Source organism: Streptosporangium fragile (genome assembly GCF_039534445.1).
Classification (GTDB): Bacteria; Actinomycetota; Actinomycetes; order Streptosporangiales; family Streptosporangiaceae; genus Streptosporangium; species Streptosporangium fragile.
Genome location: NZ_BAAAVI010000069.1, coordinates 1 through 25,448, shown reverse-complemented (window position 1 = coordinate 25,448; position 25,448 = coordinate 1). Strand labels below are relative to the sequence as shown.

The 25,448-nt window shown below is 72.5% G+C and carries 23 protein-coding genes and 1 tRNA gene; 11 read left to right on the top strand and 13 right to left on the bottom strand.

Translation table 11 applies throughout. The annotated features are described in order from the left end of the window. Positions 1-313: 313 nt before the first annotated feature. From ABD841_RS32710 to ABD841_RS32680, 7 genes are all read left to right on the top strand, one after another. A complete protein-coding gene (locus ABD841_RS32710; protein WP_344979859.1) occupies positions 314-1,480 on the top strand; it encodes an ABC transporter substrate-binding protein in 1,167 nt (388 codons plus the stop codon). Next, complete coding sequence (locus tag ABD841_RS32705) at positions 1,480-2,361, top strand: ABC transporter permease (RefSeq protein ID WP_344979857.1); 882 nt, start codon at positions 1,480-1,482, stop codon at positions 2,359-2,361. The genes ABD841_RS32710 and ABD841_RS32705 overlap by 1 nt, the downstream gene beginning before the upstream one ends. Beyond that, positions 2,349-3,200 carry an ABC transporter permease gene (locus ABD841_RS32700; RefSeq protein ID WP_344979855.1) on the top strand — a complete coding sequence of 284 codons (852 nt, stop codon included), beginning with the start codon at positions 2,349-2,351 and terminating at the stop codon, positions 3,198-3,200. The genes ABD841_RS32705 and ABD841_RS32700 overlap by 13 nt, the downstream gene beginning before the upstream one ends. Next, complete coding sequence (locus tag ABD841_RS32695; protein ID WP_344979853.1) at positions 3,197-4,294, top strand: ABC transporter ATP-binding protein; 1,098 nt, start codon at positions 3,197-3,199, stop codon at positions 4,292-4,294. The genes ABD841_RS32700 and ABD841_RS32695 overlap by 4 nt, the downstream gene beginning before the upstream one ends. Then, complete coding sequence (locus ABD841_RS32690) at positions 4,284-4,988, top strand: HAD family hydrolase (RefSeq protein ID WP_344979851.1); 705 nt, start codon at positions 4,284-4,286, stop codon at positions 4,986-4,988. Before ABD841_RS32695 ends, ABD841_RS32690 begins: the two co-directional genes overlap by 11 nt. 85 nt (positions 4,989-5,073) lie before the next feature. Continuing rightward, positions 5,074-7,110 (top strand): serine/threonine-protein kinase, encoded by a 2,037-nt coding sequence (locus ABD841_RS32685; RefSeq protein ID WP_344979848.1) that lies wholly within the window; start codon positions 5,074-5,076, stop codon positions 7,108-7,110. A gap of 77 nt (positions 7,111-7,187) precedes the next feature. Continuing rightward, positions 7,188-8,147: a quinone oxidoreductase family protein gene (locus ABD841_RS32680; protein ID WP_344979846.1), complete on the top strand. Its 960-nt coding sequence runs from the start codon at positions 7,188-7,190 to the stop codon at positions 8,145-8,147. A 52-nt stretch (positions 8,148-8,199) separates the two neighbouring features. Here the strand turns inward: ABD841_RS32680 and ABD841_RS32675 are convergent, their stop codons facing one another. The 4 genes from ABD841_RS32675 to ABD841_RS32660 form a co-directional block, all read right to left on the bottom strand. After that, positions 8,200-9,207: a PucR family transcriptional regulator gene (locus ABD841_RS32675; protein WP_344979844.1), complete on the bottom strand. Its 1,008-nt coding sequence runs from the start codon at positions 9,205-9,207 to the stop codon at positions 8,200-8,202. Further along, positions 9,207-10,010 (bottom strand): ABC transporter permease subunit, encoded by an 804-nt coding sequence (locus tag ABD841_RS32670; RefSeq protein ID WP_344979842.1) that lies wholly within the window; start codon positions 10,008-10,010, stop codon positions 9,207-9,209. Before ABD841_RS32670 ends, ABD841_RS32675 begins: the two co-directional genes overlap by 1 nt. Beyond that, the gene (locus tag ABD841_RS32665; RefSeq protein WP_344979839.1) at positions 9,979-10,905 is read right to left on the bottom strand and encodes an ABC transporter ATP-binding protein; all 927 of its coding nucleotides are present in this window, start codon (positions 10,903-10,905) and stop codon (positions 9,979-9,981) included. Before ABD841_RS32665 ends, ABD841_RS32670 begins: the two co-directional genes overlap by 32 nt. A 216-nt stretch (positions 10,906-11,121) precedes the next feature. After that, positions 11,122-12,423, bottom strand: a complete 1,302-nt coding sequence (locus ABD841_RS32660) for an FAD-dependent oxidoreductase (protein WP_344979837.1) — start codon at positions 12,421-12,423, stop codon at positions 11,122-11,124. A gap of 123 nt (positions 12,424-12,546) precedes the next feature. Here ABD841_RS32660 and ABD841_RS32655 point away from each other — a divergent pair, with 123 nt between their 5' ends. After that, positions 12,547-13,380 (top strand): patatin-like phospholipase family protein, encoded by an 834-nt coding sequence (locus ABD841_RS32655; protein WP_344979835.1) that lies wholly within the window; start codon positions 12,547-12,549, stop codon positions 13,378-13,380. 35 nt (positions 13,381-13,415) lie between these two features. Further along, positions 13,416-14,450, top strand: a complete 1,035-nt coding sequence (locus ABD841_RS32650; protein ID WP_344979833.1) for a 1-acyl-sn-glycerol-3-phosphate acyltransferase — start codon at positions 13,416-13,418, stop codon at positions 14,448-14,450. 246 nt (positions 14,451-14,696) lie between these two features. On the opposite strand, the gene ABD841_RS32645 is transcribed toward ABD841_RS32650, so the two are convergent. The 4 genes from ABD841_RS32645 to ABD841_RS32630 form a co-directional block, all read right to left on the bottom strand. Next, complete coding sequence (locus tag ABD841_RS32645) at positions 14,697-14,900, bottom strand: SHOCT domain-containing protein (RefSeq protein WP_344979831.1); 204 nt, start codon at positions 14,898-14,900, stop codon at positions 14,697-14,699. After that, positions 14,897-16,429, bottom strand: coding sequence for a cobyric acid synthase (locus ABD841_RS32640; RefSeq protein ID WP_344979829.1), 1,533 nt, complete (start codon positions 16,427-16,429; stop codon positions 14,897-14,899). The genes ABD841_RS32645 and ABD841_RS32640 overlap by 4 nt, the downstream gene beginning before the upstream one ends. A gap of 392 nt (positions 16,430-16,821) precedes the next feature. Continuing rightward, positions 16,822-17,727, bottom strand: a complete 906-nt coding sequence (locus ABD841_RS32635) for a cobalamin biosynthesis protein (protein ID WP_344979827.1) — start codon at positions 17,725-17,727, stop codon at positions 16,822-16,824. A 279-nt stretch (positions 17,728-18,006) separates the two neighbouring features. Further along, complete coding sequence (locus ABD841_RS32630; protein ID WP_344979825.1) at positions 18,007-18,807, bottom strand: phosphotransferase; 801 nt, start codon at positions 18,805-18,807, stop codon at positions 18,007-18,009. A gap of 421 nt (positions 18,808-19,228) precedes the next feature. Here ABD841_RS32630 and ABD841_RS32625 point away from each other — a divergent pair. Beyond that, positions 19,229-19,302: transfer RNA gene (locus ABD841_RS32625), tRNA-Arg, on the top strand. A gap of 601 nt (positions 19,303-19,903) precedes the next feature. Then, positions 19,904-20,404 carry an NUDIX domain-containing protein gene (locus ABD841_RS32620; RefSeq protein WP_344979823.1) on the top strand — a complete coding sequence of 167 codons (501 nt, stop codon included), beginning with the start codon at positions 19,904-19,906 and terminating at the stop codon, positions 20,402-20,404. Between the two features lie 13 nt (positions 20,405-20,417). On the opposite strand, the gene ABD841_RS32615 is transcribed toward ABD841_RS32620, so the two are convergent. From ABD841_RS32615 to ABD841_RS32595, 5 genes are all read right to left on the bottom strand, one after another. Next, positions 20,418-21,293 (bottom strand): glycosyltransferase family 2 protein, encoded by an 876-nt coding sequence (locus ABD841_RS32615; RefSeq protein WP_344979821.1) that lies wholly within the window; start codon positions 21,291-21,293, stop codon positions 20,418-20,420. A 177-nt stretch (positions 21,294-21,470) separates the two neighbouring features. Further along, positions 21,471-22,625 (bottom strand): DegT/DnrJ/EryC1/StrS family aminotransferase, encoded by a 1,155-nt coding sequence (locus ABD841_RS32610; protein WP_344979819.1) that lies wholly within the window; start codon positions 22,623-22,625, stop codon positions 21,471-21,473. After that, positions 22,622-23,680 carry an NAD-dependent epimerase/dehydratase family protein gene (locus ABD841_RS32605; RefSeq protein ID WP_344979817.1) on the bottom strand — a complete coding sequence of 353 codons (1,059 nt, stop codon included), beginning with the start codon at positions 23,678-23,680 and terminating at the stop codon, positions 22,622-22,624. The genes ABD841_RS32610 and ABD841_RS32605 overlap by 4 nt, the downstream gene beginning before the upstream one ends. A gap of 19 nt (positions 23,681-23,699) precedes the next feature. Next, entirely contained in the window at positions 23,700-25,100 is a 1,401-nt protein-coding gene (locus tag ABD841_RS32600; RefSeq protein ID WP_344979815.1) for a hypothetical protein, read from the bottom strand. 9 nt (positions 25,101-25,109) lie between these two features. Continuing rightward, positions 25,110-25,448, bottom strand: a 339-nt coding sequence (locus tag ABD841_RS32595; protein ID WP_344979813.1) for a hypothetical protein, incomplete at its 5' end; no start/stop codon positions are given.

Genomic DNA, 25,448 nt, shown 5'->3' with positions numbered 1-25,448 from the left:
CCGCCCCGGCACCCGGCCGGGGGCCCGGTCAACCGCCCGATGACCGCGCGACCTCGACTTGCCCCGCACACTCGTCCTCCCCCACCCGGCCCGGCGGGAGATACGAGCTCTCCGTTGCGCACACCGGGCGGCCGACTCCGACTCCACCCTAAACACGCGCCCCCCACCCATGAAGCGCCGGTTTTCCCATTTCACAGCCGTACTTGTGGCGTTCACCGAACAGCAACCGATTCCCGACCTATGACCTCTAGCTTGTTTGTACAAGTTCGTTGACGTTCGCGGAACGTTGCGCGAAATCCCCTTGGGAGAAACCGTGATCGCATCCCGAGTCCGCTTCGCAGGTCTGGCCGCGCTTCTCCTGGTGGGGACGGCGGCGTGTGGAGCCGCCCCGACCACCGCCGCACCGTCCGGGACCGCCTCGGGCGGGTCCCCGGCCGGCATGGACGCCAGGACCGCCACCTCCGCGGCCGACTTCGGCGGGCTGGACAAGCTCGTCGAGGCCGCGAAGAAGGAGGGCAAACTCCACGTCATCGCCCTCCCGCCCGACTGGGCCAACTACGGGAAGATCATCGAGACGTTCACGGCCAAGTACGGCATCGAGATCGAGAGCGAGACCCCCGACGCGTCCAGCGCCGACGAGATCAACGCGGTGAAGACCCGCAAGGGCCAGGACCGTGCCCCCGACGTTCTCGACCTCGGCCAGTCCTTCGCGATCAGCGGTGCCGCCGAGGGCCTGTTCGCCCCCTACAAGGTCCAGACGTGGGACAGGATCCCCGCCAACCAGAAGGAGCCGACCGGGCTCTGGACCAACGACTACGGCGGCTACGTCTCCATCGGCTGCGACGCCAAGAAGATCTCCAAGTGCCCGGAGACCTTCGCCGACCTGCTCAAGCCCGAGTACAAGGGCAAGGTCGCGCTGAACGGCAACCCGACCAAGTCCGGCTCGGCGTTCGCCGGCGTCTATGCGGCTGCCCTGGCCAACGGAGGCTCCTTCGACGACATCCAGCCCGGCCTCGACTTCTTCAAGAAGCTCAAGGAGAGCGGCAACTTCAACCCGGTGGAGACCACCCCGGCCACCATCGAGAAGGGCGAGACCCAGATCAGCATCGACTGGGACTATAACAACGCCGCCTACGCCCCCAGGATGGCCGCCAAGGGCATCGACTGGAAGACCGTCGTCCCCACCGACGGCAAGTACTTCCAGCTCTACGCCCAGGCGATCAACAAGGACGCCCCGCACCCGGCCGCCGCCCGCCTGTGGCAGGAGTTCCTCTACAGCGCCGAGGGCCAGAACCTCTACCTCGGCGGCTTCGCCCGCCCGGTGCTGCTGCCCGCCATGCAGGCCGACGGCACGGTCGACAAGGCCGCCGAGGCCAATCTGCCCCCGGTCGAGGGCGAGCCGGCCTTCCCGACCGAGGCCCAGGTCAACAAGGCCAAGGAGATCCTGGCCACCGGCTGGGGCGCCGCGGTCGCCGGCTGATGACCGCTCCCGTCCAGATCACGGCCGCCGCCCCGGGCGGCGGCCGTGGCCGGTCGCGGGCCTGGCCGGCTGCCGTCCCGCTGCTCGCCGTCGTGGCCGTGACCTTCGGGATCCCGGTGATCACGCTGCTGGCCGGCGCGTTCACCGTCAAGGATCCGGTGACCCGGGTGTCCGCGTTCGGCACGGCCAACGTGGCCCGGAGTCTCCAGGGCCCCTACCTCGGCGCGATCGTCAGCAGCGTGCAGCTCTCGGCCGTGGTCGCGGTGGCCGGCGCGGTCGCCGGAACCTTCCTCGCCCAGGCGGTGATCACCTCCCGGTTCCGGGCGCTGCGTGAGACCGTGCTGACCTTCTCCGGCGTGCTGGCCAACTTCGGCGGGGTGCCGCTGGCGTTCGTCTGGATCGCCACGCTCGGCAACTCCGGCGTGGTCACCGCCATGCTGGGGCTGGGCTCCGGGGCGCTGTACAACTTCTGGGGCCTGGCACTGGTCTACCTGTACTTCTCGGTGCCGTTGATGGTCCTGGTCGTGACCCCGGCGTTGGACGGCCTGCGCCCGCAGTGGCGGGAGGCGGCGCAGAACAGCGGCGCGACCACCTGGCAGTTCTGGCGGCACGTCGGCGTCCCGGTGCTGGCTCCGGCCCTGCTCGGCGGAGTCGTCCTGCTGTTCGGCGGCGCGTTCGCCGCCTACGCCACCGCCGCGGCGATGGTCGGCAGCACGGTCCCGCTGGTCACCCTGCAGATCGCCGACGCGCTCACCGGCGACGTCCTCATCGGGTACGAGAACATCGCGCTCGCGCTCAGCCTCGACATGATCGTCGTCGCCCTGCTGGTGATGGCGGTGTACCTGCCGCTGCAGAAAAGGAGCTCCCGATGGCTGCGGTAGCCGCCGTGCCCGAGGTCGCCCCCGGCCCGGCCGCCGTCCGCCCCCGGGGCGGACGGGTCTGGCGCCGGGTCGTGCTGGGCGTCGCGGCGCTCTACTTCGTCGTCCCGATGGCGGTGTCGTTCTGGTTCACCGTCCACAACGAGGAGCAGGGCTTCTCGCTCGCCGCCTACGGGCGGATCCTGTCCGCGCCGGGCTTCGTGCCGAGCCTGCTGCTCTCGCTCGGGCTGGCCGCCGCCACGATCGCGGCGGTGCTCCTGCTGACCCTTCCGGCGATGCTGGCCGTGCAGCTCGGCGCCCCGCGGCTCCGCCCGGTGCTGGAGGTGATCGCCACGCTCCCGCTGGTCGTGCCGCCGATCACGTACGTGGTCGGCATCAGCACGGCCCTGCGCGGCGGCGTCGACGCGCTGGCCGCCACCCCGCTCTGGGCGACGCTGATCGCGATCCAGGACGAGAGGTTCCCGGTCGTGCTCGTGCTGGCGTACGTGGTGCTGACGCTGCCGTTCGCCCACCGGTCGCTGGACGCCGGACTGCGCGCGATCGACGTGCGGACGCTGGTGGAGGCGGCCCGCAACCTGGGCGCCTCGTGGCCGCACGTGCTGTTCCGGGTGATCATGCCGAACATCCGCTCGGCCCTGGCCGGCGCCTCGTTCCTCACCCTCGCGCTGGTCATGGGCGAGTACACGGTCGCCGCCCTGCTCGGCTACCAGACGTTCCCCGTCTGGATCGTCACCGTCTCCGGCAACGACGGGCAGCTCTCGGTGGCCCTGTCGATCCTCAGTCTGCTCCTCATCTGGTCGCTGCTGCTCACCCTCTCGGGTGCGGGAAGGAAGCGCTCATGACCGTCGAGTTCCGGGGGCTGCGCCGCGTGTTCGGCCGCACGGTCGCCCTGGACGGCCTGGACCTCACCGTCGAGCAGGGCGAGCTGATGGCCCTGCTCGGGCCGTCGGGCTGCGGGAAGACCACGGCGCTGCGCTGCGTGGCCGGGTTCGAGCGGCCCGACGCCGGGGCGGTGTTCGTCGGCGGCGAGGACGTCACCCGGGTGCCCGCCAACCGGCGGGACGCGGGCATGGTCTTCCAGTCGTACAGCCTGTTCCCCAACCTCAACGCCAGGGACAACGTGGCGTTCGGACTCCGGGTCCGCAAGGTGCCCACCGCCAGGCGCCACGCGCGGGCTGCCGAGTTGCTGGAACTCGTCGGCCTCCCCGACCACGCCGAGCGCTACCCGCACGAGCTCTCCGGCGGTCAGCAGCAGCGCGTCGCCCTGGCCAGGGCGCTCGCCCCGGAGCCGCGCGTGCTGCTGCTGGACGAACCCCTCTCTGCGCTGGACGCCAAGGTGCGCGTGACGCTCCGGGAGGAGATCCGGCGGCTCCAGCTCGCCCTGGGCATCACCACCGTCTTCGTCACCCACGATCAGGAGGAGGCGCTGTCGGTCGCCGACCGGGTGGCGGTGCTGCGTGGCGGCCGGCTGGAGCAGTGCGGGTCGCCGGCCGAGATCTACGACCGGCCCGCCACCCCGTTCGTGGCCGAGTTCGTCGGCACGATGAACCACCTCCCGGGCCGCCTCGGCGGCGACCGGGTCACCGTCCTCGACCGGGCCCTCCCGGTCGACGGGCCGCTGCCGGGCTCACCCGACGTCGACGTGCTGGTCCGGCCGGAGGCGGTGCTGGTCACGCCCGACGCCGGGGGAACGGCGACGATCGTGGCGTCGTCGTTCCGCGGCGCCTCCGCGCGGCTCCGGGTCCGGCTGGGTGAGCTGGAGGTCCTCAGCGACGTGCCGGGCCACGACGCGGCACGGCTGGCTCCCGGCACCCGGGTGACCGTGAGCCTCGTGGAGCGGCCCGTCCTCGTCGCCGCACGGACCGCGCCCGCCGCGCCCGCCGCGCCCGCCGGATCCGCGGGGCCGGCACCGGAGGATCCCGCGAGTGCCGGCTGAGCTGCGCGCCGTGCTGTTCGACATGGACGGCACGCTTGTGGACACCGAGGGGCTGTGGTGGGACGCCTGCGCGGCGGTCGCCGCGGAGCTGGGCCCGGGGCTCACCCCGGCCGACACCGGCCACGTGCTGGGCCGCCCGGTCGAGTACGTGGCCGCCTTCCTCGCCAGGCGGCTGCCCGCCGTCCCGCGCCCGCCCGAGCCCTCCGCGGGCGGGGACGCCCCGGCCGCCGCCGAACGGATCGGGACGCGGCTCACCGAGGCCTTCGCCGGGCGGATCGCGGGCGGGGTGACGCCGCTGCCCGGCGCGATCCGGCTCCTGGACGACCTGGCGGCGCACGGCGTGCCCATCGCGCTGGTCAGCGCCTCCCCCCGGCGGATCGTGGACATGGTGCTCCACACGGTGGGCGCGGAGCGGTTCGCCCTGGTGGTCGCCGCCGAGGACACCCCGCGCGGCAAACCGCTGCCCGATCCGTACCTCACGGCGGCCCGCCGCCTGGGCGTGGACCCCGCCGGGTGCGTGGCCGTCGAGGACAGCCCGACCGGGCTCGCGGCGGCCCACGCGGCCGGGTGCCGGGTGGTGTCGGTCTCCGGCGACGCCCCCGCGCCCCTGGGAGTGCTGACCGTGAACGGGCTGGAGAAGGTGGATCTGCCGCTGCTACGCCGCTTCGCGCGAGGCGAGACCTCGATAGGCTGAGCCACTCATGTGATGGAATATGCGGTTAGGTACATAGGTGAACAACCTCAGTCCTGGTGAATCCCTGCATATCGGGCGATACCGCGTGCTCAGCCAGCTGGGCCGCGGGGGGATGGGCACCGTCTACCTCGGCGAGTCCCCCGACGGTCAGCGGGTCGCCATCAAGGTGATCAACCCGGAGTACAGCCAGCACGAGCAGTTCCGGATGCGCTTCCGCAGGGAGGCCGACGCGGCGCAGCGGGTCCGCAGGTTCTGCACGGCCGCGGTCGTCGAGGCGGCGCTGGACGGTGACCAGCTCTACGTCGTCACCGAGTACGTGGCCGGCCCGAACCTGGAGGAGGCCGTGCGGTCGGGCGGGCCGCTGCGCGGCTCCAGCCTCGACGCGCTGGCGGTGGGGGTGGCCACCGCACTGACCGCGATCCACGGCGCCGGAGTCGTGCACCGCGACCTCAAGCCGTCCAACGTGCTGCTCTCCCCCGTCGGCCCCCGGGTGATCGACTTCGGCATCGCCCGCGCGCTGGACTCCCTCAGCGGGATCACCGGGACCGGCGAGCTCATCGGCACGCCCCGCTACATGGCCCCGGAGGTGCTGCGCGGCGAGCCGGTCTCGCCCGCCTGCGACGTGTTCTCGTGGGGCTGCCTGGTGGCCTTCGCCGCCAGCGGGCGGGCGCCGTTCGGCGGGGAGGCGCTGCCCGCGGTGGTGTACCAGGTGCTCAACACCGACCCTCCCCTGGATGGCCTGGAGCCCGCACTGCGCGAACTGGTCGCCTACGCCCTGGACAAGGACCCCCGCAACCGGCCCACCTCCCAGCAGCTCCTGGACCACCTGGTGGGCCGCTCCGCCGCGCCCGAGCAGGCGGCGCACTCGGTCCAGGCCACCTGGCAGCAGGGCACGCCGGCGCCGGGCGAGCCCACCCCCTGGCCGGGCTCCGGCCCGACGGGCTCCCACACGGCGCACCAGGGCCCGGCCGCTCCCCATCAGAGCCCGGCCCCGTACACAGCGGCCCACCGGAGTCCGGCGGCCCCGTACGCACCGCAGACCCCGTACCCGCCCGAGGGGCACACCGTCACGGGCCCGCCGCACGGGGCCGCCGGCCACACCACGGCGGCGCACCCGCACGGGACCGCCGACCACACCACGGCGGCGCACCCGCACGGGGCCGCCGGCCAGACCCTCGCAGGCCCGCCGCACACGACCGCGGGACAGACCCTCGCGGCCCCGTACCACGCGGCACCGGGCCACCCGGACGCGCCGCCGCACACCGGCTCCGGCCCCACGATCCCCGGCGTACCGCAGGACGGCCCGGGACGGAGGGCGGCCAGGCGGCGGAGGAACGCGACCGGGGCAACGGCCGGGCAGCGGAAACTGGTGATCGGGGCGGCGGTGGCGGCCCTGGTCACGGTAGGCGGCGGCCTCGGCCTGTACCTCGCGCTCTCCCCCAGCGGCCCGCCCGAGAGCCTCCCCCTGATCTACCAGGACGACTTCACCCAGAGCGGGACCGGCTGGAGCGGCGGCAGCTACGACCCGACCGGCACCGGCAGCCGGTACGGCTACGCCTCCGAGGGCTACTACGCCGTCGACGTCAACGGCGACTACCCCGTCCAGCGGGGGGACGCGCCCATCCCCTTCGTCCCGGCGCCTCCGGCCACTCCCGACCCGAGTGCCAGCCCCACGCCGGTCACCCCGGCCCGGCTCCTGGTCGGCGCCGACATCGCCGTCCGCTCCGGCAGCACCGGCCAGGGCGAGTACGGACTGTTCTGCCGGGGCGAGGACGGTTACAAGGCCACCCGGTACGAGTTCCTGCTGGACACCTCCGGGAACGCCCGCATCCGCAAGACCGTGAAGGACGCCGGCGGCGAGCTCACCAAGCCCGTCAAGGTCGACCTGGCCGAGACCGGGACGACCACCAGGCTCCAGGCCGAGTGCACCCCGGCCGAGGACGGCGTACGGCTCACCATGTGGGTCGACGGCGAGGAGGTCCAGTCGTACCTCGACACCACCCCGCTGCCCAACGGCCAGGTCGGTGTGATCGCCCGGGTCGGCGAGAACGGCAAAGCCGTGCTCAAGACCTCGTTCGACAACTTCACCCTGCACGGAGCCGCCGCCCCGAACCCGTCCTGACTCGGGGGGCGGGGACGCGTGGCGCGCCCGGGAGCGGGGATGATCGACGCATCAACCGAGCCAAGGAGCCAACCACGATGCGCGCCATAGTCGTCTCCGCCACCGGCGGCCCGGAGGTCCTCACCTACACCGACCACCCGGACCCCGAGGTGAACCCGGGCGAGGTCCTCGTCGACGTCGCCGCCGCCGGTGTGAACTTCATCGACGTCTACCATCGGATGGGCCGCTACCCGCTCTCGCTGCCCTTCGTCCCGGGCGAGGAGGGCGCGGGCACCGTCGCGGCGGTCGGCGAGGACGTCCAGGACGTCGCCGTCGGCGACACGGTGGCCTGGGCGCAGGTACCGGGCGGCTACGCGGAGCGGGCCGTGGTGCCCGCCTCCCGGCTGCTCCGCGTGCCCGAGGGGGTCGCCCCCGAGACCGCGGCGGCCGTCACGCTGCAGGGCCTGACCGCGCACTACCTGACCCATTCGACGTACGAGATCAAGCCGGGCGACGACGTGCTGGTCCACGCCGCCGCCGGGGGGATGGGCCTGCTGCTCACCCAGATCGCCAAGCTGCGCGGCGCCCGGGTGATCGGGACGGTCTCCACCGACGAGAAGGAGACCCTGGCCCGCCAGGCCGGCGCCGACGAGGTGCTCCGCTACCGGGGCTTCGCCGACGCCGTCCGCGACCTGACCGGCTCCGGCGTGCACGTCGTCTACGACGGGGTGGGCGCGGCCACCTTCGACGGGAGCCTGGCGTCGCTGCGCCCGCGCGGCATGATGGCCCTGTACGGCCAGGCCAGCGGCCCGGTCCCGCCTCTCGATCCGCAGGTCCTCGCCCAGCGCGGCTCCCTCTTCCTGACCCGTCCCTCCCTGGGCGCCTACATCGCCACCCGCGACGAGCTCGCCTGGCGGGCCTCCGACATCTTCGGCTGGGTGGCCTCCGGCCGGCTCAAGGTGCACATCTCCCACCGTTACCCGCTGGCCGAGGCGGCCCGCGCCCACGAGGACCTCGAAGCCCGCCGCACCACCGGCAAGGTGCTGCTGATCCCCTGACCTCCCGGGGCGCGGACGTCAGGGCAGGCGAGGGCCTCCCGGGGCGCGTACGTCAGGGCAGCGGGCGGGCGGGCCAGTCGAGGAGACGGGCGCCGAGCACCGCGGTCTCCAAGGTGAAGCGCTGGGTGGGGTCGTCCGGGGAGAACCCGGTGAGGCGGCGGATCCGCTCCATGCGGTAGGTCACCGCCCGGGTGCTGATGCCGAGCCTGCGCGCGGCGGCGGTCTGGTTGCCCTGGGAGGCGAAGACGGCCTCCAGCGTGGCGAGCAGGGGCTCCGGGCCGCCCCGCACGTCGAGCAGCGGGCTGAGCACGGTCGTCACCAGGTCCTCGATGGCCGCCCGGTCGCGCAGGAGCACCGGGAAGACCAGCAGGTCGGCGGCCTTGAGCACGGGGGCGCGCAGGCCCAGCCGGTCGCCGAGCTCGATGGCGTTGGCGCCCTCCCGGTAGGAGGTGACCACCCCGCCGGGGCCCCGGTGGGCCCGGCCGACCCCGATCCGCCAGCCGGGCGCGAACACCTGCCGCACGTGGTGGGTGAACTCGCCGACGGCGACGGTGAGGCTGCCCGGCACGACGCACACCAGCGCCCCGTCGCGGACCGCCGCCAGCACGTTGTGCGAGCCGAACCGGCCGACCAGCGCCTCCTCGATCCGCCTGGCGGCCTCCGCCGGCGGAGCCGGGCGGGCCACGGCGACCACGTAGGTATCGGCGAGGCGGAGCCCGAACTGCTCGGCCCGCTCGGCGATCCGGTCGGCGCGTCCCTGAAGCAGGTCGTCGACGAACGCCCTGCGGGCGGCCTCCTCCCGGCGCAGGGCCGACCGCTGGGCGTTCTCGTACCCTTCCATGAGCGCCGAGACCGTGCGGCGCAGGGCCGGCAGGGGAACCGGACCCGCGAACTCGGCCCCGGCCAGGGCCGCGTCGACCAGGGCGCGGACGGGCAGCCCCCGCTCCGCGGCCCGCGCGCCGGCCGCGCGGCAGCCGTCGAGCTCGGCCCGGCCGGGCAGCCTGCCGGTGGCGACCGCCTCCCGCAACGCCCGGAGGTGATCGCCCAGCAGCTCGTCCATCAAACTCCCACGTCACGCCGATCGAAGGCCGGCATCGCGGTCAGGAGCAGTACGACGGTCGCCCCGGCCAGCACGAGATAGTCCACCATGGGGAAGCCCTGGTAGATCGGCCGGCCGTCGAGGTAGTAGTGGAACGGCGAGATCCAGCGCAGCCACGACACCGCGTCCACGTTCTTGCCCATGGTCTCGACCACGTAGCCCGCCACCGCGACCGTCCCGACCACCGCCATGGCGATCCCCCGGCGGCCGGCGGCCGCCCCCACCGTGAGAGTGAGCGTGCCGAAGAGGAGCGCGAGCAGGAAGACGCCGGTGTGGCCGGCCAGGATCCGGTCCGCGGGCACGTCCATGTCGACGGCGGCGACCATGCCGAGCACGAGCACGAGGCTGATCGCGGCCACCGCGAGCAGGCCCAGGGCCAGGGCGGCGAAGCGCTCCAGGACCAGCCGCCTGCGGTCGATCGGCAGGGTGACGACCAGCTCCAGCGTGCCCGACTCCTCGGGCTGGGCGATCGCCCGGTTGCCGAGCACCGCGGCGCACGTGATGAACAGCAGCGGCCCGAACAGCTGGTAGACCAGCGACTGCAGGTATCCGACCCCGCTGGTGAAACCACCCTCGAACCCGCCTATCAGATCCCGCATCGCCCCGGGGAACTTGGTCAGCGCCACGTTCCCGTAGAGCTCGGGGTTGCTCGCGACGGTGGGATAGAACGACAGGTACAGCGCGAAGAACGCGCAGATGCCGACGGTCCAGCCGATCAGCGCCCGGCGGTAGTCACGCAGGCTCTTCGACACCAGCGCGGGCATGACGCGCCTCCTCTTCCTCTTCGCTGTAGTAGGTCAGGAAGATCTCTTCCAGGTCGGGCTCGGCGCTGACCATGTGAACGACGGTGAACCTCGCCGCCGCCTTGACCAGCGCGTCCGGGCGGCCGTCGATGACGCAGCGCACCGCGGCCCCCTCCACCCGCAGGTCCCGCACCCCGGGCAGGTTCTCGAACGCCCCGCGGGGCACAGGCGCGTCGAAGTGGAACTCCACCCGCCGCACCGCTTTCTCCCGCAGCGCGGCGACGTCCTCCACCGCGACCAGTCTGCCGCCCCGGACGATGCCGACCCGGTCGGAGACGTCCTCGACCTCGGCCAGCACGTGGGAGGACATCAGCACGGTCCGGCCGGAGGCGCGGACCTCCCGGACCATCGCCAGGAACTCCTGCTGCACCAGCGGGTCCAGGCCGCTGGTCGGCTCGTCGAGGATCAGGAACTCCGGCTCGTGCATGAAAGCCTGGATGAGCCCGACCTTCTGCTTGTTGCCCTTGGAGAGCTTGCCCATCCGCGCCGACAGGTCGGCGTCCAGCCGCTCGGCCAGCGTCTCGACCCGTCCCCTGGGCACGCCGCCACGTACGGCACCGAGGAAGTCGAGGTAGTCGCGGGCCCGCTCGCGTCCCTCCAGGGCCAGTTCCCCGGGCAGGTAACCGATCCGGCTCCGCAGGCCCGGGTCCCGGGGGTTCCCGCCCAGGACGGTCATCCGCCCCCGGGTGGGCCGGATGATGTCCAGCAGCAGTCGAATCGTGGTCGTCTTTCCCGCGCCGTTCGGGCCGAGGTACCCGAACACCTCTCCGGGGCGGATCTCCAGGTCGAGATCCTCAAGGCCCCGGCGCTCACCGTAGAACTTGGTGAGCCCCTCGGTCTGCACTACCGCTGTCATGCGTCCGATCGTGCCCGCTTCCCCGGGCCGGGACCATGACCGGAGTCCGACATCTGGCCGCCGCTTCGTTGCGCGCTTCCGGAACGCCGCCGTACCCGGCCGCCGCTTCGTTGCGCGCTTCCGGAACACCGCCGTTCCCCGGTCTCACGGCCGCGGGCTCCATCGTTCCCCGGCCCCACGGCCGCGGGCTCCACCGTGCCGCGGGACCGGCGGGGTTCAGCCGCGTACGGCCCGCCACACCACGCCGGGACGCATCAGGGCCGAGGGCGGGTCGAGCAGACCGCTGACCCGGCTGAAGGCGACCGCGACGCGCGGATCGCGGGCGGCGACCCGCTGGAGCCGGCGGACGTAGGCGTTGAGCGCGCGGACCCGCAGCGGCCGGGCCTCCTTGGCCTCCCGCAGGGCCAGGTCGGCGCCCGTGGACAGCTGCCAGGCCGGGTCGAGGACCCTGGCGACGGCGGCGAAGTAGCGACGGGCCAGGTCATCGACGCCCCCGCGCAGGCTGTCGCGCATCGTGAGGGCCTCCAGGGCGCCCACCGCCATGCCCTGACCGTAGATCGGGTTGAAGTTGCAGATCGCGTCACCGGTGACGAGCAGCCCTTCCGGGAACCGGGCCAGCCGCTCATACCTGCGGCGCACGCTCGTCGGGATTCTCGCCGCGCCGATCTCGCCGAGCGGCTCGGCCGCGCGCACGGCGGCGGCCACGTCGGCGGGGGCGGCCTCGTCGAGCCAGGCGTAGAACCCCTCCGGGTCGGTGGGCGGGCGCATCCCGGCGCTGCCGCCCAGCGTCACCAGCCAGCGGTCACCCTCCACGGCGCAGAGCGCCGCGCCCTTGGGCTGCCCGGGGTAGGAGCCCACGAGGATCATCCGGTCCTCGCCCAGAGCCCGTTCGGGCAACCGGAGATACCAGGTCGCGTAGGCGACCCCGACCTTGACCGTCTCCTCCTCGGGCCGGTCGAAGCCCATCGCCTCCAGCCAGGCGAGCGCCCGCCCGCCCCGGCCCATCGCGTCGACGACGAGGTCGGCGGGCAGTTCGCGTTCGCCGCCGTCCCCGGCGACGGTCGCGCCGACGACCCGGCCGTCGCCCGTCATGACACCGGTGACCTGGGAGCGATCCAGCAGTTCCACGTTGTCCAGCCGCCGCACCCTGCGCAGCAGGTGGCTTTCCAGGAACGGCCGGGTCGCGGACACCCCCGACTCCCCGGTCGGCATCTTGGCGAACTCGTACCCGCCCATGATCATCCGAAGCTGGACGATCATCTCGTACGGCACCGCGCCCGCGGCGACCATCTCGGCGGTGACGCCGGGGAACAGCTCCTCCATCACCTGCAGGCCGCGCGGGAGCAGGGCGTGCGCGTGGAACCCCTGCGGGACGCCCCTGCGGGGCTCGCCGCCACCCAGCGGGTCGCGCTCGACGAGGGAGACGCGCTCGTAGAAGTCCGTCAGCACGCGCGCGGCGAGCAGACCGCTCACCCCCGCGCCCAGGACGATCGCGTGCTCTCCGGCTTTGCGGGTCATGGGGGCCTCCACGGCGGTGACGGTGATGTCATGCAATCTGCCGCAAAGATCAAATAATTTCGAGACTTGACGGCCCGCCCGGGGCGGAGCGTCGCAGGGCGGGGCGGCGTCTATCGTGATGCCATGAGCATGGAGACAGCCTTCGTGCTGGGCGGCGGGGGCGTGCTCGGTGCCCACGAGGTGGGCATGCTCCGGGCGCTCGACGAGGCGGGCATCAAGCCGGACGTGATCGTCGGCACGTCCGTGGGCGCGCTGAACGGGGCGATGCTGGCGGCCTTCCCGGACGACGCGGTCACCCGGCTGACCACGCTGTGGCGCTCCGACGTGGTCCGCACGGCCTTCGCGGGCTCATGGGTCACCAAGCTGTCCACTCTCGCCAGGACCGGCACGCACCTGCACTCCCCCGTCCCGCTGCGCGCTCTGCTGGCCCGGACGCTCCCGGTCTCCCGCATCGAGGATCTGGCGGTGCCGTTCCAGTGCGTGGCCGCCTCCGTCGAACGCGCCGCCGCGCACTGGTTCACCCGGGGCTCCCTGGTCGACGCGGTCCTCGCCTCCTGCGCCGTCCCCGGGCTGCTCCCGCCGATCCGCGTCGGCGACAGCCACTTCCTCGACGGCGGACTGGTGCACAGCATCCCGGTCGGCCGGGCCGTCGCGCTCGGCGCCCGCAGGGTGTACGTCCTGCACGTGGGCCGGATCGAGCGCCCTCTCACAGTCCCGCGGCGGCCGTGGGAGGTCGGCCTGATCGCCTTCGAGATCGCCCGGCGGCACCGCTTCGCCGAGGAGATGGCGGCACTGCCCTCGGGCATCGAAGTCCATGTCATGCCGGCCGGGACCGAGCCCCGCCCGGGGGTGGACCTCTCCCAGCTGCGCTATCGGGATTTATCGCATATATCTGGAAATATCGAACGTGCCTATCGGGCCTCGTCCCGCTACCTGGCCGAGCACTCGCCCACCTGAGGCACACCGCACACAGGCACAGGCAGGAGCCGCTCGTGCTGCCTCCCCGTATCATCCGCCGACTGGTCCTCGCGCCCCTCGTCATCGTGCTCACCGTGGTCGCCGTGGTCACCCTGCCGGTCTGGCTGCTGGTGGTGGCCGCGGCCTCGCTGCGCCTGCCGCCCCCGCAGCGGCGCGGCACCCGGCTGGTCTGGTTCGCGGTGGCGTGGCTGACCCTGGAGTCGATGGCGCTCGCCGCCTGCCTGGGGCTCTGGGTGGCCTGCGGGTTCGGCGGGCGGCTCCACCGCGACGAGCACCAGGAGCGGCACTACGCGCTGATCCGGTGGTTCCTGTCGAGGGTGTACGGCGCGGCCGTGCGCATCTTCCAACTGAGCGTCCGGATCGACGAGCCGCCGCCGACCCCCGACGAGCTGTCCCGCCGGCTGACCCGCCCGGTCGTCGTCCTGTCCCGCCACGCGGGCCCCGGTGACTCGTTCCTGCTCGTCCACCACCTCCTGGCCAGGTACGACCGGCGCCCGAGGATCGTGATGAAGGCGGCCCTGCAGTTCGACCCGTCGCTGGACGTGGTGGTCAACCGCCTCCCCAACGCCTTCGTCCCCCGCGGGACCGCCGAGAGCGGCGTCCTCGCCGAGATCCGTCGCCTGGCCTCCGGCATGGACGCCGACGACGCCCTGGTGATCTTCCCGGAGGGCGGCAACTTCACCCCGAGGCGCCGCCTACGGGCCATCCTCCGGCTGGAGCTCAAGGGCCTGGCCGAGGAGGCCGCCCGAGCCCGCGGAATGGAGTACCTGCTGCCGCCCCGCCCCAACGGGGCCATCGCCGCCATCGACGCCTGCCCCGAGGCAGACGTGATCTTCGTCGCCCACACCGGCCTCGACGACCTGGTCACCCTCGGCGACATCTGGCGCAGGCTGCCGCTGCGCGCCGAGATCAGGGCCAAGTGGTGGCGGGTGCGGGCCGCCGACGTGCCGCGCGACCGCGAGAGCCAGATCCGCTGGCTCTTCGACCACTGGGAGAGGATCGACGCCTGGATCACGGAGAACCGCCCGGCCCCCACCCCCGCGGCCTGAACCTTCCCCGGGAGCACCCCCGCCCGTCTCATGCCCGTCCCCGGAGCGCGCCCGTCCACCGGAGAACGCCTGTCCCCGGAGCACGCCGCCGAACGCCGCCCTCCGGAGAACGCCGCCGCCCGTCCCACCCCCGAAAGCACCCCGCCTGTCTCGCGCCCGTCCCCGGAGAGCGTTCCCGGCCGGGCCCACCCGCCCGAAGACCCGTCGGGCTTGACCCCGCCGGAGACCGCTCCCGGGAGCGGACGGTCACCAATCCTGGGAAAGACCTGACATACGGCGAAGGTATTCGTCCTCGTCGATCTCGCCGGCCGCGTAGCGGCGCTTGAGGATCTCGCGCGGATCCTCGGGAACGGGCCCGAGCACCCCGGCGGAGCGGAGCACCAGAGCGGCGCCGAAGAACACCACGGCGATCACTGCGACGACGAAGAGGAACATCACGATTCGGATCATCGCCCACCTCCCCTGCTCTCTCCATTCTGCGAGAAGTCCGGGGCGCCGCGCAGCGCGCCGCCGGGCGGCAGCAACGGCAGGTCCGGTGGGGCGCCGCCCTCCAACAGCCGCAGCAGGGCGTCCGTGTCGACGTGCCGCTCGATCAGGTCACCCAGCGCGTCCAGCCTCTCCTCCCGCAGCGCGGCGAACGACACACCCGGTGCCGGGGTGAAGTCGCGGCCGGAGACCGCGGCCACGTCCGCGAGGAACGCCCGGCGGAAGTCGTCGTTCTCCAGGGCGCCGTGCCAGGTGGTGCCCCAGACGGAGCCGACCCGGCAGCCGTCCAGGAAGGGCTCGCCGCCCTCGGCCGTCACCACCCCGTGGTGGATCTCGTACGCCGCGACGCGGCAGCCGTACGCGGCGCCGACCGGGCGGCCGAGCGTCTTCTCCGGCGCGAACTCCACCGTCGCGGGCAGCAACCCCAGCCCTTCCACCAGGCCCGCCCCCGACTCGACGTCGTCGCGAATGGTCCCGGCGAGCATCTGGTAACCGCCGCAGATGCCCAGCACGGCGCGACCGGGCAGGGCCGCGGCCAGGCCGGTGGCGCGCAGCCAGGCCAGGTCGGAGACCGTGGCCCGGGAGCCGGGGAGCACCACCAGGTCGGCGTCGTCGAGCTCCGCCGGGGAGGTGACGAAGCGCACCGCCACGCCCGGCTCGGAGGCGAGCGCGTCGACGTCGGTGAAGTTGGAGATCCGCGGCAGCCGCACCACCGCCACCCGCAGGGTCTGCCTGCCGTACGGGGTGCGCGCCCCCGTCGCGGGCCGGTTGTCCAGAGCCAGGGAGTCCTCGACGTCCAGCCAGAGGCCGTCCAGCCAGGGCAGCACCCCGTACACCTCGCGGCCGGTCAGCTCCCTGATCATGTCGAGCCCGGGTTCGAGCAGCTCGCGCGCCCCCCGGAACTTGTTGATCACAAATCCGGCGATCAGCGCCTGGTCCGCGGGCTCCAACAGGGCCACCGTCCCGTACAACGAGGCGAAGACCCCGCCCCTGTCGATGTCGCCGACCACGACGACCGGCAGACTCGCGGCACGGGCCAGACCCATGTTCGCGATGTCACCCCGGCGCAGGTTGATCTCCGCCGGACTGCCCGCGCCCTCGCAGACCACCACGTCGTACGAGTCCCGCAGCCGCTCCAGCGCCTCCACCGCGACCTGCCGGAGCCGGTCCTTGACGTCCCAGTACTCCATCGCGTCCACGTCGGCCAGCGGCCTGCCCATCACCACGACCTGGCTGCGCCGGTCGCTGCCCGGCTTGAGCAGGATCGGGTTCATGTCCGCGGTGGGCTCCAGCCCGCACGCGGCGGCCTGCATCGCCTGCGCCCGGCCGATCTCGGCGCCGTCGGCGGTGACGAAGGAGTTGAGCGACATGTTCTGCGCCTTGTAGGGCGCGACCTTGACCCCCTGCCGGGCCAGCCAGCGGCAGATCCCCGCGGTGACGACGCTCTTCCCCGCGTCGGAGGTGGTCCCGGCGACCAGCAGCGCCCCTCTCACGCCGCCACCTCGCCCGTCCCGACCCGTCGGGATCGGGCAACGTCATGAGGAAAATCACCAGAAGGCACTTCTGCGGGGGAATCGACCATCATGATGACCAGGATGCCGGTCCGGCGGCCATACCGGCCACCGGCCCCCTCCTCCCCGACCCCGCCGGCCCCTCCCGAACCCGCCGGATTCGCCGCCCCGCGTGGATTCGTCACCCGCGTGGATTCGCCGCCCTGTGTAGATCCGCCACCCGCGTAGATTCGCCGACCCCCGTGGATTCGCTACCCGCGTGGATTCGCCGACCCGCCACCTGAGGCGGCGAAGGGCGAGCGCCCACCTACGGCGGCGAGGGACGGCCGCCTACCCCAAGGCGGCGAAGGACGGTGGCGGCGAAGGATGACCGCCTATCCACGGCGGCGGAAAGCGGCCAGCACGGCCAGACCTGCGGCGGCCAGACCGACCGCGCGGGCCAGCCGTACCGAACGGCGGATGTCCTCGACCGAGGGCTTGGGCCCGTCACCCATCTCCGGCCGGTGCTCCACACGGGAACCGTAGACGTTGGTGCCGCCCAGCGTGAGGTCCAGCGCCCCCGCGAAGGCCGCCTCGCAGCGGCCCGCGTTGGGACTGGGGTGGCGGTGGCCGTCCCGGAGCAGCACCGCGACCGCCCGCCGCACCGAACCGCCGACCAGCGGCGCGCCGAGCGCGGCGAGCAGGCCGGTGATCCGGGCGGGCACGAGGTTCGCCGCGTCGTCCAGCCGGGCCGCGGCCCAGCCGAAGCGCTCGTAGCGCGCGTTGCGGTGGCCGACCATCGCGTCCAGCGTGTTGACCGCCCGGTACGCGAGCAGGCCGGGCACCCCGGCCACCGCACCCCAGAACAGCGGCGCCACCACCGCGTCGGAGGTGTTCTCCGCGATCGACTCGACCGTGGCCCTGGCCAGCTCGGGCGCCTCCAGCCTGGACGGATCGCGCCCGCACAGGTGCGGCAGCCGCCTCCGAGCCCCGGCGAGGTCACCGGCCTCCAGGGACTCCGCCATCGCCACCCCTTCGCGGCCCAGCGTCGTACCGCCGATGACCGACCAGGTCGCCACGGCGCTCAGCACGCCGCGCACCAGCGGGTTGCGCGGCCGGGTCGCGACGTGGCCGAGCAGCGCCACCGGGACGACGCACAGCGCGACGTGCAGCACGCCTCCGGCCCGGTCATCGCCGTACACCCGCCGCTCCACCGCCGCGGCGGCGGTGCCGAACAGCGCGACCGGGTGCCCGCGCCTGGGGTCGGCGAGCACGGCGTCGATCGCGACCCCGGCGAGCATCCCCAGCCCCTCGGCCCACCCCGGGCCCCTCAACCACCCCGGGCCCCTCAACCACCCCGAGCCCTCAGCCCCTCCCGGGCCCCTCAACCACCCCGGGCCCCCAGCCCCTCCCCGGCCCCACCGCCGCGTCCCGCGGCTGCCCGCCGGAGCCGTCACACGTCCTACCCCTGCCACGATCACGTCCCCTCATCCCGGCCATGGTCGCGGCGCCCTTCGTCCCGACCGCGACCGGGAATTCTCCCACCCCGGCCGCACCCGGACCACACGGAGCCGAATCGGTCAGACGAGATGCTCGTGAAGCTCGTCCTGGTGAGCCTCCAGCCAGGCGCAGGCACGGCGGATGCGCATGCCCGCGCCCCCCGCCCACATCCGGGCCCACCCACCGCCCTTGGCCGCGGCCTTGGCGCGCATGGCGTGGTAAGAGCGGTCGAAACGAAGCCGCGCGAGATCCAGCAGGCGGCGGCGGTCGCGCGCGGTGAGACCGTACGCGTCGCAGAACAGCCGCAGCCGCGGGCCGACCGCGAGACGGCGCTGGAGCGGCTCCAGATCGACGGGGTCGGCGATCGGTGCCCAGTGGCGCAGGGTCGTCACCACGTCGAACAACCGGGTCGTCGGCCGGGCCATGTCGAAGTCGATCAGCGCGGCCGGGAGCCCGTCACGGAAGACCACGTTGTCGAGGTTGACGTCACAGTGCCCGATCAGCTGCGGGGCCGCGTCGTCGTTGGACCCGGCCTCCCAGACGGCCCCCGGCGGCGGTGTGAAACTCGCGGCGGTGTCGTGGAACCTGCGCAGCAGCCTCGCCAGGGCGGCCAGGGACTCGTCGGTGAGCGCGTACGCGGGCAGCGGCCTGGCCGCCGACTCACCCACCACGTAGCTCAGGATCTCCCGGCCCTGCTCGTCCACCCCCAGCGCCCGGGGCGCGCCGTCGAACCCGGACCGCTCCAGGTGACGCAGCAGCGCGTGCACCGAACGACTGGAAGCCCTGGTGGGCCTGCGGACGGTGTCACCGACCCGTACCACCCCGTCGGTGACGTCACCGCCCAGAAGCGGGATCTCCTCTTCGAGCGTGCCGACGAACATGGCATGCGAGCCTAGACCGATCCGTCATCCCACGAGGACGATTCCGGCAGATCAGTCAGCACCAGTATGACCAAAAGGGACATCCGTAAGATCGGTGGCATCCACGGCTCCGGAGCAGGCTCACCGGAGCCACCGGAGAAGCCGAAGACACAGAGCCGGGAACACGGAGGCAGGAGCACGAAGCCGGGAACACACACGGAGACAGAAGCGGAGGCGGAGACCCGGGAGCGCAGCGGCGGAGGCGCGGACACCGCCACACCCCGGCCGCCCCGACCGGCACACTCCTGGCTGACACGCCCCGTACACCACACCACCGGGACCTCCTCCACCTCCCCGGCCGCCACCCCTTAGAGTGATCCCTGCGACACAGCCGCAAAACCGATGCATGAGCACTCCCTGGATCATGCACAATTAGGCGGGAGCGCCCTTAGCTCAGCTGGATAGAGCACCGGACTTCTAATCCGACGGTCGCAGGTTCGAATCCTGCAGGGCGCGCAACCGAGACCAGGTCATCCACCGGCTGACCTGGTCTTTTGCATGTTGGCCGCCTGCCCCTCCCATGCAGCCGCAGGCAGCCGTACGCAGCCGCATGCCAGTGCTCGCGGAACATACGCGGAATGTCCTCGGCCCTGTTTTCCCAGGTGGGGGTGGAGATTTCGGAAGCTCGTGGAACGCTTCCGGGAACTTCGGGGCACGCCGCGGGGTGGTCCGTGATCTCAGGGTGTGGCGCCATGCGGTCCATGACGACCCGAAAGGCCGATGCCGCGTAGACGGCCGAGGGTCATGTCCAGCGAAGTGGTGTATCAGCCGGCTTCGCAGCCCTCAGACCCCCGCGCCGGAGCAACCACCGACGCGCACCTCATCGTGCCCGCACCCCGCCGTTCGCGTCGGCGGTCACTCCGGACCGACTTGACACGCCCCGCCCATCGGATGTCTCAGCCCCGGCCCACCGAGGCAGTGGACATCTCGCCGTAGCGGTGCGCCATCTCCGCGACCGGCTCATGCTCGACGAGACGTTCGGCGATGGGGGTTCCGTTCTTGATCGGAGTACGCGTTTCGCAGACTGCCGGTCGTGCCCCCGGCTACGTTCACTGTCATGGCGATGGATGAGTCTCCGGCCGTCCTCATCGACCCGTACGCGGCGTCCCTGCCCCGCAAGTGGATGGGCGCGAGCGTCCTGCTGCGCAATGCGGCCGGTGAGGTGCTGCTGGTCGATCCGGTCTACAAGCCCGAGTTCGAGATGCCCGGCGGCTCCATTGATCAGGGCGAGTCCCCGCAGGCCGCGGCCCGCCGGGAGGTCGCTGAGGAACTCGCCTTGGACCGGCCGGTGGGTCGGCTGCTGGTGGTGGACTGGGTGCCGCCGCGGCCTGGTTGGCCGCACGACGGGATGATCTTCATGTACGACGGCGGTGTCCTGGACGAGGAGGAGATCGCCGCGATCCGGCTGCAGGAAGAGGAACTGGCCGGGTGGGTCTTCGCATCACCGGAACAGGTCCCGACGCTGGTGCCTGCGGTGCCGGCCCGGCGTATCGCCGCGGGCCTGCGCGTGGTCGGCGGCGGGGCGACGATATCGATGGAGGACGGCTACGTAAGGTGACGGCCGCCGGTCGCTAGCAGGTGGGAGGCCGTCCGGCGAAGGTGAGCCGAGCCACCGTCGACCAGCGCATGGGCGCTCGGCCTCCGTGGCCGCCGCGGAGCCCCTCGGCGAGGCCGACCAGGGAAGCGCGCAGTGCGGCAGCGTCGCGAAAGCGCCACAGGGTCACCAGGATCCAGGTGGCGAGGTTGAGGGGGATCAGCGGGGCGGGCAGGTTGCGCAGCGCCAGCCACACCCTGTTGCGGGCGTTGAGCCGGTAGAAGACAGCGTGGCGGGCCGGGTCGGTCACCGGGTGGTGGACGACGACGTCAGGCGCGTAGTGGCCGACGTAGCCGCGGTCCCACAGCCGCCAGGCCAGGTCGATTCCCTCGTGGAAGAGGAAGAAGTGGCCTGGCCATTCGCCGGCGGCCTCGAACGCGTCGCGGCGGATCATGACGACGCCTTCGGCCATGACGGTCACGGTGCCGCCACGGTCGGGGCGAGAGGTGCGCAGGCGGGGCACCCAGCGCCGCAGGGTGATGCCGGTTTCCGGGTCGGCGATGCGGGGCTGGACGAAGGCGCGGCGCGCATCGCGGGCGAACTCCGCCGCGAGCCGGGCCAGCACGTCAGGGGTGGGGAGCACGGCGTCGTTGTCGAAGAAGAAGAGCAGGTCGCCTTTGACGTTGGCGGCGCCGATGTTGCGTCCTTCGGGGATGCCGACGTTCGCCGGTAGGGCGATGGTCCGCACGTCGTCGGGCACGTGCTCTGGTGCGCAGCCGTTGCCGACCACCACCACGTCCAGCTCGACGCCTTCCTGCGACAGCAGGGAGGCCATGGCGGCGGGGAACTCGGCGGGGCGGTCGTTCATGGTCAAGACCACGGCGCCGACCGTTGGGCGCGAGATGCTGTTCACCGGTCTTCCTCTGCTGTCTGGTGGTGACGAGTCATGGGCGAGGCGGCGGATACGCAGAGGCCGCGTGCTGCTCATCTGGTCGTCACGCTGCGGACGGTTCACCTTAATCGGGGACGGCTGGGCGCGGGGGCCGGATCGGGCGCTGACGTTCGGCTCCGTCCGGCCCCCTGGTGGCCGTCAGTTTCTCCGGCCCCACAACTCGTGGACGGCGGTGATGACCCGCTCGGCCTGCTGGTCGGTCATCGCCGGGTAGCAGGGCAGTGACAGCTGCCGGACGGCGGCGGTCTCGGTGACCGGCAGCGGCCGGTCGGCGCTGCCGGCGTAGACCTGCAAGGTGTGCACCGGGCGGAAGTGCTGGCTCGTCGCGATCAGGTGTTCGGTGTGCAGGCGGTCGGCCACCTGGTCGCGTGTCAGCGGCGCGTGCTCGGGGTCGATGAAGACCGAGTAGAGGAACCAGCCGTGCTCGACGCCGGGCAGGACGCGCGGCGTAGCGAGACCAGGCAGGCCGGATAGAGCGCGGGTGTAGGCGGCGGCGATCTCCGCGCGGCGCGCGGTGAAGGCCGCCAGCTTGCTCCACTGCCGCAGCCCGACAGCGGCGGCCAGATCCGACATCACGTACTTCAGGCCCGGTACGGTCACCTCGTAGTCGGCGCTGCGGCGGCGCTGCCATACCGGGGCGTCGATGCCGTGCCGTCCCAGCAGCCGGGCCCGCTCGATCAGGCTGGGGCGTCCGACCAGCATGCCGCCTTCCCCGGTGGTGATCACCTTGTTGGCGTAGAAGCTGAAGGTGGCCAGGTCACCGACTGATCCGGCGCGCAGGCCGTCGCGGCGGGCCAGCAGCGCGTGAGCGGCGTCCTCGATCAGGACCAGCCCGTAGCGGTCGGCCAGGTCACGGAAGGCGATTAGGTCGCACGGGTGGCCTCCGTAGTGCATGACCACGATGGCCTTGGTCGCGGCGGTGATCGCGGCCGCGGTCTGCTCGGGGCACAGGTTGTAGGTGGCCGGTTCCACGTCGACGAAGACCGGTCGCACGCCCACCTGCCGCAGCACGTTGGCAGCGGCGCAGAACGTCAGGCTCGGAGTGATCACCTCATCCCCGGCGCCGATCCCGGCGGCCAGCAGCGCCAGGTGCAGGGCCGCGGTGCAGGAGGACACGGCGAAGGCGTCCTGCACGCCGAGCTCGTCGCGGACCGCGCTCTCGAAACGAGTGGCCTTGGGGCCGTGGGTCAGCCAGCCCGAACGCAGCGTGTCCACGACTTCGGCGATCTCCTCCTCCCCGAGCGACGGCTGGTTCCACGGCATCCGCTGCAGGTTTTGGATCTGTGTGGTCATCGCAGTGCCCCTTCGTAGGCGCGGGCGTAGGCGTCGTGCAGGCGCTCGCACTCGGCCGAGCGGATCGCCTTCAGGAATCCGGCGCTGTGGCAGGCCCGCAGGCCCCGGAGGTTGTCGTACTCCGGCAGGTCGGGGTCGGTGATGCGCCGGTCGGTGATCACCCCTGCGATCTGGCGGACACCGTCGATCAGCGGAGTCGAGCAGCTCCCGGGAAACAGCATGGCCAGGCGGCTGAAGGAGGTGCGGTAGTCGCGGGCGTCGGCTTCGTCGCGTTCCGGGCCGCGGTCGATGAGCGCTCCCGACACGGCGCGGACGACAGTCTCGGCGATTTGGGCGATGGTGTAGTTCTCCCGGTCGGCGCCCACGTTGAGGACGCGGTGCCCATCGGGGTGGCCGAGCACGGCGGCCAGAACCTCGGCCACGTCACCGACGTGCACCAGAGGGCGGCGCTGGGAGCCGCCGTTGAGCGGGATACGGCCGGTCGCCACCGCCTGGGCGGTCATGCGGTTGACGACCGAGTCCAGACGCTGGCGCGGGGAGGGGCCGTGCACGGTCGCCAGGCGGAGCACCGTCACATCGGCGCAGCCGGACAGCAGGTCGGTGACGTACTGCTCGGCCAGCACCTTGGTGCGGGCGTAAACGCCCAGCGGGCGGGGGGTGGTGTCCTCGTCGACGGTGCCCTCCCGCTGGCCGTAGACGCTGCACGAGGAGAACAGCACGTAGTGCGGGACCCCGAGGTCGCGGGCCGCGACGGCGGCCAGGACGGGGGAGGCAAAGTTCAGCTCGACGGCCAGGCGCTCGTCGAGGCTGCAGGCGGGCTCGCCCACCAGGCCGCCCATGTGCACGACCGCATCAGCTCCGGTGAGTGCCTGGCGCAGCGCGTCGGCGTCGCGCAGATCAGCGTGGATGAAGCTGGTGGCGGTGGACAGCAGCCGCTGGTCGTCACGCTGGTAGATCAGGCCGTCGACCACCGTGACGTGGTGGCCCAGCGCGGACAGGAAGCGGGTGGCGACGGCGCCGATGTAACCGGCGCCGCCGAGTAGCGCAACACGCATCAGACGGGGGTTTCCTTTCTCAGTGGTTGGTCACTGCGGCGGCGTCCGCCGCGGGAGGGAGGGGGAACGCGTCAGCTCGCGCGCCGGTGGTGAGGGCGAAGCGGGCGCGGCCCAGCGCGGTCTCGCGCAGGTCCGCCAGGCGCGGCACGAAGGTCAGCTCCAGTTCTTCGACGGGGTGCAGCAGGCCCCGCTGGCAGGTGTCGGTGACCCAGGCGCGAGCGTCGGCGGGCCAGGCGAGGTTGAGGCCGATCTCCCCCTTGGGGATCACGCCGTTGAACGGGGTGGGGATCCCGCGTGCGTTCCAGTAGGCGGACGCGGCGGTCGCCTTGGCCTGCTCGATGATCGGGAACAGCTGGGGGTAGCGGGGGTTGGTGCGCAGCAGCCGAAAGAGCATCTGCCCGAGCAGTCCCGGCGCGGTGCGGGCGAGGGTGCCGAAGGTGGCCTCGCGGAAGGTGACGGTGGTGGCGTCCGCGCCGGGTTCCAGTGCCGCGCAGGCGAACAGGTGCGCCACGCGGCGACTGATGTAGCCGACTGCACCCGGGACCAGGTCGGGCTCGATCTGGCCGATCAGCTCCTGGAGCCGGTCACGGCCGGGATGGAACAGTGCCAGGTCGAACAGGTGCCCCATCGTGTCCACCGCGGTGAACGCCAGCCGCTTGTACGGGCGGTTGTTCAGCTCCCCGGCCTGGGCGCACGCTGCAGTCTCCCGGCTGGTCGAGTGGAGCATCAGGTACTCCGCGGCCGCCTCGAAGTACAGGTAGCCGAGGAACGGCACCGCGTTCACGGCGGCGGCGAGCCGGTCGAGGAGGTGGCCGGTCGGCGGGGTGGTGCCGCACGCGGCGGCGAGCAGCAGGTCGAGGTACTCGCTGGCCTGCCGTATCCGTTGAACGGCCGCCCGGCGGATCTGGTCGTCTTCGGCGGCGGTGAGGAACGCCTGGTGGTCCAGGTAGGTGCGCAGGTGAACACCGCCCAGCCGCAGGTAGTCGATCCCTTCGGCGGGCATCGGACGGCCGGGGTCGACCTCGAACACGATCGTGTGGGTGCCCGGCTTGTTGTCCAGCAGCCAGGTACCGAGGTTGTGCGGTCGCAGTCCAGCGGGCTCGCGGGTGAGGGGCGTGCAGTACAGCGCTCCGACCAGGCATCCGGCGGCCTGGTAGAGCTGCCTGCTGGCGCGGATGGACTCCAGGTAGGTGGTGGTGTGCATCAGGTGGATCGGCCGGCCGCTGGTCAGGGTCTCCAAAAGGGTGCTGGAGCGCAGCAGCCACCCGTTGGGAGTGTCGTTTTCCAGGAAGGATCGCCATTCGGCGTCGCTGACGGCCAGCCCTCGGGGGGACGGGCACGGGCGAGGGTCCGGGCCGTAGTCGGTGTGGGCGTCCTCCCAGGCGGGATCCACAGCCGGGGGTGGGACGTCATGGTCCAAGACGAGCTCCTACCTCAGGATGGTCTGGCTGGCGCGGGTGAGGGCGTCGTGGTGTGAGGCACCGTCGAGGTGGGCTTGCTCGCTGTGCAGCATCAGGTCGAAGGCCACCCGGTGCAGCCAGGCCGGGACCGGGATCCGCAGCCGGGAGACATCGGGCCACCAGCGGGGCAGCGGCAGCCGGTACCGGTCCAGGCAGTCCGCGGCCTTCAGCAGATCCGTCAGGACCGTGGCGCGCTGGTAGGCGTGCTGCTGGGCGGAGGAGAAGCCCGGGTAGGCGACGTCGTGCAGGCTGATGGGCCCTGCCCCCGAGGTGTGGACACCTTGAATACCGGATGATGGAAATCCGGA

Coding starts and splice junctions, on each gene's coding strand:
- ABD841_RS32700 (WP_344979855.1), top strand. CDS start 2,349: ATGGCTGCGGTAGCCGCCGTGCCCGAGGTCGCCCCCGGCCCGGCCGCC.
- ABD841_RS32610 (WP_344979819.1), bottom strand. CDS start 22,625: ATGACCACACAGATCCAAAACCTGCAGCGGATGCCGTGGAACCAGCCG.
- ABD841_RS32705 (WP_344979857.1), top strand. CDS start 1,480: ATGACCGCTCCCGTCCAGATCACGGCCGCCGCCCCGGGCGGCGGCCGT.
- ABD841_RS32655 (WP_344979835.1), top strand. CDS start 12,547: ATGAGCATGGAGACAGCCTTCGTGCTGGGCGGCGGGGGCGTGCTCGGT.
- ABD841_RS32665 (WP_344979839.1), bottom strand. CDS start 10,905: ATGACAGCGGTAGTGCAGACCGAGGGGCTCACCAAGTTCTACGGTGAG.
- ABD841_RS32645 (WP_344979831.1), bottom strand. CDS start 14,900: ATGATCCGAATCGTGATGTTCCTCTTCGTCGTCGCAGTGATCGCCGTG.
- ABD841_RS32670 (WP_344979842.1), bottom strand. CDS start 10,010: ATGCCCGCGCTGGTGTCGAAGAGCCTGCGTGACTACCGCCGGGCGCTG.
- ABD841_RS32635 (WP_344979827.1), bottom strand. CDS start 17,727: ATGCTCGCCGGGGTCGCGATCGACGCCGTGCTCGCCGACCCCAGGCGC.
- ABD841_RS32675 (WP_344979844.1), bottom strand. CDS start 9,207: ATGGACGAGCTGCTGGGCGATCACCTCCGGGCGTTGCGGGAGGCGGTC.
- ABD841_RS32660 (WP_344979837.1), bottom strand. CDS start 12,423: ATGACCCGCAAAGCCGGAGAGCACGCGATCGTCCTGGGCGCGGGGGTG.
- ABD841_RS32695 (WP_344979853.1), top strand. CDS start 3,197: ATGACCGTCGAGTTCCGGGGGCTGCGCCGCGTGTTCGGCCGCACGGTC.
- ABD841_RS32680 (WP_344979846.1), top strand. CDS start 7,188: ATGCGCGCCATAGTCGTCTCCGCCACCGGCGGCCCGGAGGTCCTCACC.
- ABD841_RS32605 (WP_344979817.1), bottom strand. CDS start 23,680: ATGCGTGTTGCGCTACTCGGCGGCGCCGGTTACATCGGCGCCGTCGCC.
- ABD841_RS32620 (WP_344979823.1), top strand. CDS start 19,904: ATGGCGATGGATGAGTCTCCGGCCGTCCTCATCGACCCGTACGCGGCG.
- ABD841_RS32630 (WP_344979825.1), bottom strand. CDS start 18,807: ATGTTCGTCGGCACGCTCGAAGAGGAGATCCCGCTTCTGGGCGGTGAC.